The organism is Variovorax sp. Root411 (genome assembly GCF_001425205.1).
Taxonomy (GTDB): Bacteria; Pseudomonadota; Gammaproteobacteria; order Burkholderiales; family Burkholderiaceae_C; genus Variovorax.
Map to the genome: position 1 here is coordinate 321,717 of NZ_LMDW01000015.1, position 12,183 is coordinate 333,899.

Below are 12,183 nucleotides of genomic sequence, written 5' to 3' on the forward strand. Positions count from 1 at the left end.
AAGGGAACAACTTCAAGCGCCCGGCGGCAGCCAGCGCTGCACCAGCTTCACGAAGTAGCTGGCGCCGATCGGAATGATCTCGTCGTTGAAGTCGAACGAGGTGTTGTGGATGATGCAAGGGCCGGGCCCGTGGCCGTCGAGCCGGTGGTCGCCGTCGCCGTTGCCCAGGAAGGCGTAGCAGCCGGGGCGTGCGAGCAGCATGTGCGCGAAGTCTTCTGCGCCCATCACGGCGGGGAAGTTGTCGGTGACCATGTCGTCGCCCACCACCTCGCGCATCACGCCGGCGGCAAAGCGCGCTTCGGCCGGATGGTTCACGGTCGGTGGCGACGAGCGGTTGAAATACACCTCGGCCGTGCAACCGTGCGCCGCCGCAACGCCCGCGGCCACTTCGCGCAGGCGGGCCTCGAGCTTGTCGATGGCCTCGATGGAGAAGGTGCGGATGGTGCCGCCCACCGTGGCCACGTCGGGAATCACGTTGGGCGCATCGGAGCCTTGCAGCTGCGTGACCGCCAGCAGCGCACGCTCGGTGCTCGGGATGGTGCGCGCCACGATGGTCTGCAGCTGCTGCGCGAGCGTGACCACCGCCGCCACCGGGTCGATGCCCGTGTGCGGCATCGAGGCATGCGTGCCGCGCCCACGCAGCGTGATCTTGTACGTGTTGCTCGACGCCATCAGCGCGCCTTCGTTGAGCGCAAAGCGGCCCACGTCGCCGACGGGGAAGTTGTGCAGCCCGAAAACCGCGTCGCAAGGAAAGCGCGCGAACAGGCCCTCGTCGATCATCTTCTTCGCGCCAGCCTTGCCCATCTCCTCGGCGGGCTGGAAGATGAAATGCACCGTGCCGTCGAAGTCGTCGGGCCCCTGCTGCGACAGGTGCCACGCGGCGGCCAGCAGCATGGTGGTGTGGCCGTCGTGGCCGCAGGCGTGCATGCGGCCGGGGTTCGTCGACTTGTGGGCGAACTCGTTGGCCTCGTGCAGCGGCAGCGCGTCCATGTCCGCGCGCAGGCCGATGGTGCGACTGCCCGTGCCCTTGCGCAGCACGCCGACGAGGCCGGTGCCGGCAATGCCGCGGTGCACCTCGATGCCCCACCCGGTCAGCAGGTTCGCGACCTTCTCCGAGGTGCGGTGTTCCTCGAAACCGAGTTCGGGATGGGCGTGGATGTCGCGTCGGATCTCGACGAAACGCGCGGCATTGGCGAGAAAGGAGTCGGCGATGTTCATGGGGCGGCAGCGTGGACAGTTCGTTCGAAGCGAACGATTCTGGCCCAAGGCCGCCTCGCTCGCCAATGGCAAGAAGGCAAGCCGACTGGTCAGAGCCCTGCCAGCACCTCGTCCAGCGTCGAGACCAGCAGGTCGGCATTGGCTTCGGAGAACACCAGCGGCGGACGGATCTTCAGCGTGTTGGCGTGTTCTCCGGTGGCGCTCAGCAGCACCTGTCGCTCGCGCAGGCCATTGACGACGCGCACGGTATCCGCGGTCGCGGGAGTGCGCGTGCGGCGGTCCGTCACGAGTTCCACGCCCACGAACAGCCCCGCGCCGCGCACGTCGCCGATCAGCGCATGGCGCTCAGCCAGCCCAGCCAGCCCGGCGCGCAGATGGCGGCCCACGCGCTGCGCATTGGCCATCAACCCTTCGCGCTCGATCACGTCGAGCACGGCCATGCCTGCGGCCATCGACACCGGGTTGCCGCCGAAGGTGTTGAAGTAGCGGCACTCGCGGCCGAACGCGGCCAGCACCTCGGGCCGTATGGCCAGCCCGGCCAGCGGATGGCCGTTGCCCAGCGGCTTGCCCATGGTCACGATGTCGGGCACCAGGCCTTCGTGGCGCATGAAGCCCCAGAAGGCATCGCCGGTGCGGCCCAGCCCCGGCTGCACTTCGTCGGCGATGAAGATCCCGCCGGCCTCGCGGATCGCGGCGACCGCTTCGTTCAGGAAGCCCGCCGGGTCGGTGAAGATGCCGTCGCTCGAGAACACGGTGTCGACCATCAGCGCGGCCGGCCGAATGCCATGGGCGTGCAGATCGGCGATGGCGGCGCGCACGCCGGCAGCGAAGGCCCTGCCTTGGTCTTCGGGCGGCACGCGGTAGCTGTCGGGCGGCGGCACGGTGCGCACCGTCTTGCCGAGCTGCACGAAGCGACCGAGCGAGGGCGAGGCCTGCGCGATCGACTCCGTCACGCCGTGGTACGCGAAGCGCGTGACAATCAGCCCTTCGGCCCTGGTGTGGGCCTTGGCGATGCGCATCGCGAGGTCGTTAGCCTCGCTGCCGGTGCAGGTGAACATCGCATGGCCGAGCGCGGGCGGCATGGTGGCCAGCAGGCGCTCGGCGTAGTCGAGCACGCCTTCGTGAAGGTAGCGCGTGTGCGTGTTGAGCACACCGGCTTGCCGTGCAATTTCGGCCACCACATGCGGATGGCAATGCCCCACCGACGCGACGTTGTTGTACGCATCGAGGTAGCGTTTGCCGTCGGCATCGTCGAGCCACACGCCATCGCCACGCACCGGATGCAGCGGTGCTTCGTAGAACAGGCGATAGGCCGGGCCGAGCAGGCGTGCACGGCGTTCCAGGAGCGATTCTTCTTCAGGCATGTTCGTGACTCTCGTTCATGCCACAGGCGCGCCGGAACGCGGCACTGGCGACATCGTTGCCGATGCGGTCGCAGGCTTGCAGGCGGGCCCACGACAGCGGGTTGTTGCGCAGCAGGTAGGCCGCGTTGTCGGGATGGCGCGCGGCGCGCCAGCCGCTGATCGCGACCACCATCACGAGCCGCGCGGTGATGAGCGTGAACAGCACGTCGACTTCCTCGCGCGTCAACGGCAGCACGGCGTGGTACGCGGCGATGAACGGCACGATGCCGGCCAGCGCATCGCCCGCCGGATCGAGCTGGTAGGCCGCAGCCACCGCGAGGTCGTCGATCAGCGGTGCACGCACCATGTCGCCGAAGTCGAGGATGCCGGCAATGCGGTCGGTGTCACCGGGGTCGACCAGCACGTTGTAGATGTTGAAGTCGTTGTGGATGGGCTGCGTGCGCAGGCCCGCCAGCACCGGCTTTGCATCACGCTCGAAGCGGTCGAGCGAGCGTTCGGCCAGCGCGCGCCGCGCCGGGTCGGCGATGTGCGCGAGCAGGCCGCGCACACTGTCGGCGCGCTGGATGTCCCAGGGCAGGGCGAGCGCACCGGCTGGATGGTCGAAGCCGCGCAGCGCGAGGTCGAGCCGGGCCAGCGTGCGCGCGAGGTTCAGTTGCTGCACGGAACTGCGCGGCGCTTCGGGCAGGGGCACGCCCGGCAGGTAGCTGAAGAGCCGTGCCACACGCGGCAGGCCGTCGCCCGGATCGCAGAGCAACGAAGGCTGACCGTCGCATGTGGGCACGATGCGCTGCACGGGCAGCCCCGGATCGGCTCTTGCAATGTGCAGCAGCGCCTGCGTCTGGAAATCCGCCACCAGCGGCGTTTCCGACGGGTGCGAGATCTTCAGCATGAAGCGCTCGCCGCTGCGCGCCGATTCAAGGCGGTAATTGCGGTCGCGCTCGCCGGTCAGCGGCCGCATCTCGCCTTCGATGCCGTAGTGGCGCAGCGCGAACGCGCGCACCCAGTCGGGGTCGAGCTCGGGCGAGCCTTCGCTCAGGACTTCCGCGTCGTCGAACCCGACCGTTGCCGTCATGCGGCGCTCGCGAAGCCGCGCAACGCGCTGGCGAGATTCGGGCCCAGGTCGTCCGACAGGTAGCCGCCTTCCTGCACCAGCACCGTGGGCAAGCCGAGGCGCGCGATCTCGGCCAGCAGTTGCGCAAAGCCGGGCGTCGTGATCTTCATGCCCTTGTAGGGATCGCGCTCGTGCGTATCGAGGCCCAGCGCCACCACCAGCGCGCCGGGCGCGAAGGCGCGGATGCTCTCGCAGGCATCGCGCAGCGCGGGCAGGTAGCCGTCGATGTCGGCGCCCAGTGCAAGCGGCTTGTTGATGTTGTAGCCCAGGCCTGCGCCCTCGCCGCGCTCGTGTGCATAGCCGGTGAAGAAGGGCGTGAAGTTGCGCGGGTCGCCGTGCAGCGAGATCGTCAGCACGTCGGCGCGGCGGTAGAAGATGCCCTGCGTGCCGTTGCCGTGGTGCACGTCGATGTCGAGGATCGCCACGCGGTCGTGCGCCGCGCGCAAGTGCTGCGCCGCGATGGCCGTGTTGTTCAGGTAGCAGAAGCCGTTGGCCCGGTCGGCATAAGCGTGGTGGCCCGGCGGACGGCACAGCGCATAGGCCGCGCGCTCGCCCTGCAGCACGAGTTGCGCTGCATGGGTGGCCACGTGGGCCGAGCCCACGGCCGCGGCCCAGGTGTGCGGGCCGATGGAACACGCGTTGTCGCCCATGTGGAAGCCAGCCTGCCCGACCACGCTCTCCGGATACGTGCAGGGCTCGCCTGGAAAGGGATGGATATTGGGCATGACCTCGTCGGACGGGTCGTCCAGCAGCCGCCAGCGCGCGTAGGCTGTCTCCAGGAATCGCAGGTACTCCGGCGTGTGGATCGCGGCGCGCGGGCCTGCGCCGAAGTCTTCGCCCGCGACGACCTCATGACCATCGTGCTCGACCGCCGACAGCAGGCGGAAGGCCCGCTCGGGCTGCTCGTTGCTGCGCTTCAGGCGGCCGCGCACCATGAAGAGCTGCGGGTCGTGGTCCTTGTGGGCGTCGCTGTAGATGATCTTCATCTCGCGGGTCCTTGCGTGGAAGTGGTGAGGGAGACGTCGCCGTGCTGCTTCACAAACAGCGCGCGCACCTGCTGCCAGGCGTCGTCGAGATGCTCGCGCATGGCCAGGCGTGACGCCTCGACGTCGCGGCTCATCAGCGCATCGACGATGGGGTAGTGCGTGTTGGCCATGGTCTCGGGGTCGTGGTAGACCGCGTCGATCAGCGCGATGATCATCTGCATCTCGGTCTGGGTGTTCGAGAAGATGCGGTGCAGGTGCGCGTTGCCCGAGAGCTCGCTGATCAGCGTGTGAAAGGCCAGGTCGGTCGCGATGCGCACGTGCTGCGGCTGCGTGGGCGCCTCGCGCACCATGTCGTCCACCAGCGTGCGCAGGCGCCGCAGCCCTGCGTCGTCGGCCTTGCGGCAGGCCAGCTCGACCGAGGTCATCTCCAGGCTCAGGCGCACTTCGAACAGGTCGTCGATTTCCTGGACGCTGATGGTGCGCACCGCGAAACCATGGCGCGGGCGCGCCACCAGCACGCCCTGGCGTTCGAGCCGGCGCGCGGCCTCGCGAACGGGGGCGCGGCTCACGCCCATGCGGCGCGCGATCTCGGCCTCGACGATGCGGCTGCCGGGCGCGAGGCGCCCTTCGACGATGGCGCGCGTCAGCTGCGCTTCGACCAGCCCGACCAGGTCGGGCGCCTCGACGGACTCGAAGCCGGTGCTGTCGGCGGTGGAAGAAGAAAAAGCCATGGTGTTTGTCTCGTCATGTGAGGGGTAGCGGGGCCTTATTCTTGATCGGCCGTCGCGCCAGGTAGACCCCCGCGGCCACGATCAGCGCAATGCCCGCCATCGCCAGCCCATCGGGCGGCCTGTGGAACCAGAAAGTGCTGAAGACCACCGCGAGCAGCAGCTGGAAATAGTTGAGCGGTGCCAGCGTCGCGGCCTCGACGCGCTCGAAGGCGGCCAGCAGCAGCCACTGCGCCAGCCCGCTGCAGGCACCGCCCGCGAGCAGCAACAGCACCGCGCCGGCAGCGGGCCGCTCGGCCGGCAGAAAGAAGGGCGCGGGCAGGGCGGTGACGACCAGGCACACCAGCGCCGTGTACGCGTACTGCACCGGGCTCGCGACCAGCCCCGCGAGGCGGCGCGTGAGCAATTGGAAGATCGCATAGCAGACGGCCGACACCGCCATCAGCACCGTGCCCACCCAGGGCAGGTTGCCGCCGGGCCGCACGATCAGCAGCATGCCTGCGAAGCCCACGCTCACCGCCACCCAGCGGCTGCGTTGCACCTGTTCGCCGACCAGCCAGGGCGACAGCGCCACCATGAGCAGCGGCGCGGTGAAGTAGATGGCGGTGGCCTCGGCCAGCGGCATCCAGATCAGGGCCGTCATGAAGCAGGTGGCGACAGTCGCGAGCATCACGCCGCGCAACAGCAACAGCTTCTTCTGCGGCGCGCGCCAGATGCGCAAGTCGCCGTGGCGCAGCAGCATCGCGAAGGCAATGCAGATCACCGACAGGTAGCGCATCAGGTTGACGAAAGGCGCCGGGTAGAACTGCAGCATGTGCTTGCAGAAGGCGTCGTAGCTCGCGAAGGCCACCAGCGCGCAGAAGAACAACGCAACGCCGGTGCTCCTGGAGCCCGGCGGGCGCAGCAGCACTGCGGCGCTCGCGGCGGTGTTCACGCCAGCGAAGCCTCGAAGCGGCCCATCGCGCGATCGAAGCGTTCGAACATCTCGTCGATCTGCGCGGGCGTGATGATGAGCGGCGGGCAGAAGGCGACGGCATCGCCCATGGCGCGCACGATCAGGCCCTCCTGCAGCGCGAGTTCGGCCAGCCGTGCGCCGGCCTTCATCGCCGCATCGAAGGGCATGCGCTTCGCCGGATCGGCCGCAAGTTCGAGCGCGCCGATCAGCCCCACGCCGCGCACCTCGCCCACATGCGGATGGCCGGCGTAGCGGCGCAGGCCGGCCTGGAACTGCGGCGCCACCGCCTGCACGTGCGCGAGCACCTGCTCGTCCTCGTAGATGCGCAGCGTCTCGAGCGCGACCGCTGCAGTCACCGGATGGCCCGAGTAGGTGAAGCCGTGGCCGAAGGTGCCGATCTTTCCGCTGTTGGCGGCCACGGCCGCATGCACCTGCTCGGACACCATGACGGCCGAGATCGGCACATAGCCCGACGACAGGGCCTTGGCTGCGGTAAGGATGTCGGGCCGCAGGCCGAAGGTGGTGGAGCCGAACATCTCGCCGGTGCGGCAGAAGCCGCAGATCACCTCGTCGGCGATCAGCAGCACCTCGTACTTGCGCAGCACCGCCTGGACCTTTTCGAAATAGGTGGCCGGTGGCACCAGCACGCCGCCGGCGCCCATCACCGGTTCCGCGATGAAGGCACCCACGGTGTCGGGCCCTTCGGCCAGGATGCGCTGCTCGAGCGCGTCGGCCAGCCGCGTGGCGAAGGCCTCTTCGCTTTCGCCGGGCTCGGCGTAGCGGTAGTGATGCGGGCAGTCGACGTGCAGCACGCGGTCGATCGGCAGGTCGAAGTCGCGGTGGTTGGGCACCAGCCCGCTCAAGCTGGCCGCCGCCACGGTGACGCCGTGGTACGCATTGCGGCGCGCGATGATCTTCTTCTTGCCGGGCTTGCCGATGGCGTTGTGGTAGTACCAGACCAGCTTGACGGCCGTGTCGTTGGCCTCCGAGCCCGAGTTGGCGAAGAACACCTTGGACATCGGCACCGGCGCCATCGACAGCAGCTTCTCGGCCAGCGCGATGGCCGCCGCATTCGAGCGGTGGTTGAAGGTGTGATAGCAGGGCAGCGTGTGCAGCGCCTCGCTGCCGGCTTTCGCGAGGCGCGCGTTGCTGAAGCCCAGCGAGACGCACCACAGGCCCGACATGGCTTCGAGGTAGCGGCGGCCCTGGTCGTCTTCCACGTAGATGCCGTCGCCGCGCTCGATCACGAGCGGATCGACCTGCGGATGCGCCGCGAGGTTGGTGAAGGGGTGCAGGTGGGCCGCGATGTCGTTGGCGGCGCGCTCTGCATGTGCCGCTTGCAACGCGGCGGTGGAGATGGATGCGTTCATGTGGCCTGCTCCGTTGTCTTGAAATGCGAGGGCAGCTCAGTAGCCCCGGTCGAGGTCGACGGCCGTGCCCGGCCGCTCGCCGCGCCGTACGAGCGCGAGGTTGTGCAGTGTCTGCTGCGCGATCACCGACGTGTCGGTGCGTGTGGCGATGTGCGGCGTGACCAGGATGCGCGGGTCGCCCCAGAAAGGGTGGTCGGCCGGCAGCGGCTCCTGCGTGAAGGCATCGAGCGTGGCGGCGGACAACTGGCCGTTGTCGAGCGCGCGCAGCAAGTCGGCCTCGACAAGGTGTGCACCGCGTCCGACGTTGACCAGGTGCGCGCCGCGCGGCAGCCGCGCGAACAGGTCTGCGCTCAGGAAGCCCTGCGTCTGCGGCGTCAGCGGCAGCAGGCACACCAGCGTGTCGCAGCCCGCGAGGAATTCATCGAGCTGCGTATCGCCATGGAAGCCCGCGACACCGGCCGGCAGGTCGGTCTTCGCGCTGCGGCTCCAGCCGCGCACCGCATAGCCGATGGCGGCCAATGCCTCGGCACAGGCCAACCCCAGGGTGCCGAGCCCCGCAATGCCGACACGGTGGCGCCCCGGCGGGCTCATCGGCTGCTCCTGCCATGCCCCCATGGCCGCGCTCGCAAGGTACGCAGGCATTTGCCGCTGATGCTGGATCACCGCCCAGCACACATACGCCTTCATGCCCGTGGCCATCTCCGGATCGACGATGCGGCACAACGGCAACGCGCGCGGCAGTTGCGGGTCGGCCGTGATGTGGTCGACACCCGCGGCCAGCGACTGCACCAGCTGCAGCTGCGGCAAGCTCGCCAGCAAGCCGTGCGGCGGATACCAGCAGACGGCCGCATCGATCTGTTCGAGCGGGCCGAGGTCGGTGCCCAGCCGCAGGTCGATGCCGGGGCAGTGCGCGCGAAAGGCGGGCGCAAGGTAGTGCATGTCGAGCACATCGCTCAGCAGCGCAACGCAAGGCATCAGGCCACCTTCGCAGACACATCGGCCTGCCCCGCCAGACGCGGCACCGCGTCGATCAGCTTGCGCGTGTAGGCGTGCTGCGGATCATTGAGCACCTTGTGCGTCTCGCCGTACTCCACGACTTCGCCGCGCTGCATCACCGCGATGCGGTCGCACATCTGGCCGGCCACGCGCAGGTCGTGCGTGATGAAGACCATCGCGAGCTGGAACTGCGCGCGCACCTGCGCGAAGAGCTCCAGCACCTGCGCCTGCACCGACACGTCGAGCGCCGACACCGGCTCGTCGGCCACCAGCAGTTCGGGCTGCATCGCGAGTGCGCGGGCGATGCCGATGCGCTGGCGCTGCCCGCCCGAGAACTCGTGCGGATAGCGCTGTGCCGCATCGGCGCCCAGGCCCACAAGCTGCAGCAGCTCCATGGCGCGCGCCATCGCCTCGGCCTTGCCCACGCCTTGTGCAATTGGCCCGCCCGCGATGGCCGCGCCGACGCGGTGGCGCGGGTTGAGCGAGGCGTACGGGTCCTGGAACACCATCTGGATCTTGCCGGCCGCCGCACGCCGGAAGCTCTTGCCCTGCGCGAGGTTGCGGCCCTTGAAGAGAATGCGACCGCTGTCGAAGGGCGCGAGCCCCACGAGGCAGCGCCCCACGCTCGACTTGCCCGAGCCCGACTCGCCCACGAGCCCCAGGGTCTCGCCGCGGTGCAGCTCGAAGCTGATGTCCTTCGCCGCCTGCACCGCGCGGCCGCGCTTGAACAGGCTGCCGCTCGAACGGTAGGTCTTGCACAGGTCCTGCACCTGCAGCACGCGCGTCAGGTCGTCGTGCGGCACGGTCTGCGCCTGGCCGTCTGGAATGGCGGCGATGAGCTTGCGCGTGTAGGGATGCTGCGGCGCACCGAGCACCTGCGCGGCCGTGCCGCTCTCGACCACGTGGCCGGTCTGCATGACCACCACGTGGTCGGCAATTTCGGAGACCACGCCGAAGTCGTGCGTGATGAAGAGCACGGCCGTACCGCGGCGCTGCTGCAGCTCGCGCACCAGCGCGAGGATCTGCGCCTGGGTGGTGACGTCGAGCGCGGTGGTAGGCTCGTCGGCGATCAGCAGCACGGGCTCCAGCACCAGCGCACAGGCGATCATCACGCGCTGGCGCTGGCCGCCCGAGAGGCGGAAGGGATAAGCGTCGATCAGCAGCTCGGGGTCGGGCAGGCCCACGTCGGCCAGCGCCGCGAGGATGCGGCGACGCTTCTCTGCAGCAGGCACGTTGCCGTGCGCATCGAACACTTCGCCGATCTGCTCGCCGATGCGCATCACCGGGTTCAGCGCGGTCATCGGCTCCTGGAACACCATGCCGATGCGCCGCCCGCGCAGCTCGCGCATCTGCGGCTCGGTGAGCTGCAGCAGGTCATGGCCGTCGAACAGGATGCGGCCCGCGACCGGCGCCACGTGCGGGCGCGGCAACAGGCCCATGACCGCGTTGGCGATCATCGACTTGCCCGAACCCGACTCGCCGACCACGCACAGCGTCTGGCCCGGCATTACCGAGAGCGTGGCGCCTTCGACGGCCAGCGCGCGGTCGGCGCCCGAGGGCAGCGAGATGCTCAGGTCGACGATGTCGAGCACGGGATGCAGGGGTTTCATTGGCGTGACGGTGGCGTTCATTCTTCACTTGCCCTTTCCGTGCAGCCGCGTGTTGAGCCCGTCGCTCAGGCCTTCGCCCACGAGGTTGAGCGCGAGCACGGTCAGCACGATGGCCAGCCCCGGGAACAGCGCCATCCACCAGGCCTGGCGCAGCACGGTGCGCGCCGCACCGACCATGTAGCCCCAGCTCATCTGGTTCGGGTCGCCAAGGCCGAGAAAGCTCAGGCTGCTTTCGAGCAGGATGGCCGTGGCCACCATCAGCGAGGCCATCACGATGATGGGCGACATGGCGTTGGGCAGGATCTGCGTGAGGATGATGCGCGGCGTCGACTGTCCCGCGAGCAGCGCGGCCTGCACGAAGTCGCGCTGGCGCAGCGTGAGGAACTCGCTGCGCACGAGGCGCGCCACAGGCGGCCACGAGACGATGGCGATGGCCACGACGATGGACTTGATCGAAGGCTCGAAGATCGCCACCAGCACGATGGCCAGCGCGAAGCTCGGCACGGCCTGGAACAGCTCGGTGAAGCGCATCAGCGCCGCATCGATCCAGCCACCGAAGTAGCCGGCCACCGCGCCGAAGCTGACGCCGATCAGCAGCGCCACGAAGGTGGACACCACGCCTATCAGCAAGGAGATGCGCGCGCCGTAGACGAGGCCGGAGAGGATGTCGCGGCCCAGCGTGTCGGTGCCCAGCAAGAAGCCGGGTTCGGTCCACGGCCGCAAGAAGGGCTGCTCGACCATGGCCCACGGATCGTTGGTGGCGAGCCACGGGCCGAGCAGCGCGACGGCTGCCACGATCAGCAGCACGACCATGCCCGCCACGGCGCCCTTGTTGCGGCGAAAGCGCCGCCAGAAATCGCTTTGCATCATGTCAACTCGATCCGCGGATCGACCAGCGTGTACACGAGGTCGGTGATGAGGTTGAAGAGCACGGCCATCGCGGCCGTCACCAGGAAGGCGCCGAGCAGCAGGCTGTAGTCGCGCTGCAGCAGCGCGTCGAACATCAGGCGGCCGATGCCGGGCCAGGCGAAGACGGTTTCGGTCAGCACCGCGCCGCCGATCATGCCGCCGGCCTGGATGCCTGCGAGCGTGACCACCGGCAGCAGCGCATTGCGCAGCACGTGCGCGCGCAGGATGCGGCCGGGCCGCACGCCCTTGGCGCGCGCGGTCTTCACGAAGTCCATCTGCGCCACCTCGAGCATCGCGGCGCGCGTCATGCGCGCATAGACGGCCATGTAGAAAAGCGCGAGCGTGAGCGCGGGCAGCACCAGGTGCTTCGCCACGTCCAGCACCAGCGCGAAGCCGGTGTGGCCCGAGCCCACGGTCATGAGGCCGAAGCCCGGCAGCCATTCGAGCTGCACCGTGAACACCAGCACCGCCATCAGCGCGAGCCAGTACAGCGGCGTGGCATAGAACAGCAGCGCCACCACCGTGATGGCGCTGTCGACCCAGGTGCCCGCGCGCCGCGCCGACAGCGCACCGAGCGTGATGCCGAACAGCAGCGAGAGCGCGAAGGCACTGCCGGTGAGCAGCAGCGTGGCAGGCAGCCGGTCCAAGATGAGCTTGAGCACCGGCTGCTGCTGGCGGTACGAGTAGCCGAGGTCGAGCCGCACCACCTTGCCGACGTAGGTGGCGAGCTGCGTCGACAGCGGCTGGTCGAGCCCGAACTGCGCGCGCAGCTGCGCGACGAACTGCGGGTCGGACGCGCCGGCCTCGCCCGCCAGCACCGACACCGGATCGCCCGGCGCGGCGCGCACCAGCATGAAGTTGACCGTGGCGATCAGCAGGATCGCCACCAACCCCTGCAGCACGCGGGTCAACATGAACTGCGTACGTTTCATTCGC

Annotated in this window: 11 protein-coding genes; all 11 read right to left on the reverse strand. The window is 69.0% G+C overall.

What is annotated here, in order from left to right:
* Nucleotides 1-12: 12 nt before the first annotated feature.
* Complete coding sequence (locus ASC92_RS15590) at nt 13-1,218, reverse strand: M20 aminoacylase family protein (RefSeq protein WP_056517205.1); 1,206 nt, start codon at nt 1,216-1,218, stop codon at nt 13-15.
* An 89-nt stretch (nt 1,219-1,307) separates the two neighbouring features.
* Nucleotides 1,308-2,582, reverse strand: coding sequence for an aspartate aminotransferase family protein (locus ASC92_RS15595; protein WP_056517208.1), 1,275 nt, complete (start codon nt 2,580-2,582; stop codon nt 1,308-1,310).
* Nucleotides 2,575-3,654, reverse strand: coding sequence for a phosphotransferase (locus ASC92_RS15600; protein WP_056517212.1), 1,080 nt, complete (start codon nt 3,652-3,654; stop codon nt 2,575-2,577). The genes ASC92_RS15595 and ASC92_RS15600 overlap by 8 nt, the downstream gene beginning before the upstream one ends.
* Entirely contained in the window at nt 3,651-4,679 is a 1,029-nt protein-coding gene (locus ASC92_RS15605; RefSeq protein ID WP_056517216.1) for a histone deacetylase family protein, read from the reverse strand. Before ASC92_RS15605 ends, ASC92_RS15600 begins: the two co-directional genes overlap by 4 nt.
* Entirely contained in the window at nt 4,676-5,410 is a 735-nt protein-coding gene (locus ASC92_RS15610; protein ID WP_056517219.1) for a GntR family transcriptional regulator, read from the reverse strand. Before ASC92_RS15610 ends, ASC92_RS15605 begins: the two co-directional genes overlap by 4 nt.
* Nucleotides 5,411-5,423: 13 nt before the next feature.
* Nucleotides 5,424-6,341, reverse strand: a complete 918-nt coding sequence (locus tag ASC92_RS15615; RefSeq protein WP_056517222.1) for a DMT family transporter — start codon at nt 6,339-6,341, stop codon at nt 5,424-5,426.
* A complete protein-coding gene (locus ASC92_RS15620) occupies nt 6,338-7,732 on the reverse strand; it encodes an aspartate aminotransferase family protein (RefSeq protein ID WP_056517225.1) in 1,395 nt (464 codons plus the stop codon). The genes ASC92_RS15615 and ASC92_RS15620 overlap by 4 nt, the downstream gene beginning before the upstream one ends.
* A 36-nt stretch (nt 7,733-7,768) precedes the next feature.
* Nucleotides 7,769-8,707: a 2-hydroxyacid dehydrogenase gene (locus ASC92_RS15625; RefSeq protein ID WP_056517228.1), complete on the reverse strand. Its 939-nt coding sequence runs from the start codon at nt 8,705-8,707 to the stop codon at nt 7,769-7,771.
* Entirely contained in the window at nt 8,707-10,359 is a 1,653-nt protein-coding gene (locus tag ASC92_RS15630; RefSeq protein ID WP_056517231.1) for an ABC transporter ATP-binding protein, read from the reverse strand. Before ASC92_RS15630 ends, ASC92_RS15625 begins: the two co-directional genes overlap by 1 nt.
* A gap of 3 nt (nt 10,360-10,362) precedes the next feature.
* Entirely contained in the window at nt 10,363-11,208 is an 846-nt protein-coding gene (locus ASC92_RS15635) for an ABC transporter permease (RefSeq protein ID WP_082519604.1), read from the reverse strand.
* Entirely contained in the window at nt 11,205-12,179 is a 975-nt protein-coding gene (locus ASC92_RS15640; RefSeq protein WP_056517234.1) for an ABC transporter permease, read from the reverse strand. Before ASC92_RS15640 ends, ASC92_RS15635 begins: the two co-directional genes overlap by 4 nt.
* Nucleotides 12,180-12,183 lie beyond the last annotated feature (4 nt).

What these genes read in the sequence shown, in the direction of transcription:
- ASC92_RS15590 (WP_056517205.1), bottom strand. Translation starts at nt 1,218, where the DNA reads ATGAACATCGCCGACTCCTTTCTCGCCAATGCCGCGCGTTTCGTCGAG.
- ASC92_RS15595 (WP_056517208.1), bottom strand. Translation starts at nt 2,582, where the DNA reads ATGCCTGAAGAAGAATCGCTCCTGGAACGCCGTGCACGCCTGCTCGGC.
- ASC92_RS15600 (WP_056517212.1), bottom strand. Translation starts at nt 3,654, where the DNA reads ATGACGGCAACGGTCGGGTTCGACGACGCGGAAGTCCTGAGCGAAGGC.
- ASC92_RS15605 (WP_056517216.1), bottom strand. Translation starts at nt 4,679, where the DNA reads ATGAAGATCATCTACAGCGACGCCCACAAGGACCACGACCCGCAGCTC.
- ASC92_RS15610 (WP_056517219.1), bottom strand. Translation starts at nt 5,410, where the DNA reads ATGGCTTTTTCTTCTTCCACCGCCGACAGCACCGGCTTCGAGTCCGTC.
- ASC92_RS15620 (WP_056517225.1), bottom strand. Translation starts at nt 7,732, where the DNA reads ATGAACGCATCCATCTCCACCGCCGCGTTGCAAGCGGCACATGCAGAG.
- ASC92_RS15625 (WP_056517228.1), bottom strand. Translation starts at nt 8,707, where the DNA reads ATGCCTTGCGTTGCGCTGCTGAGCGATGTGCTCGACATGCACTACCTT.
- ASC92_RS15630 (WP_056517231.1), bottom strand. Translation starts at nt 10,359, where the DNA reads ATGAACGCCACCGTCACGCCAATGAAACCCCTGCATCCCGTGCTCGAC.
- ASC92_RS15635 (WP_082519604.1), bottom strand. Translation starts at nt 11,208, where the DNA reads ATGATGCAAAGCGATTTCTGGCGGCGCTTTCGCCGCAACAAGGGCGCC.
- ASC92_RS15640 (WP_056517234.1), bottom strand. Translation starts at nt 12,179, where the DNA reads ATGAAACGTACGCAGTTCATGTTGACCCGCGTGCTGCAGGGGTTGGTG.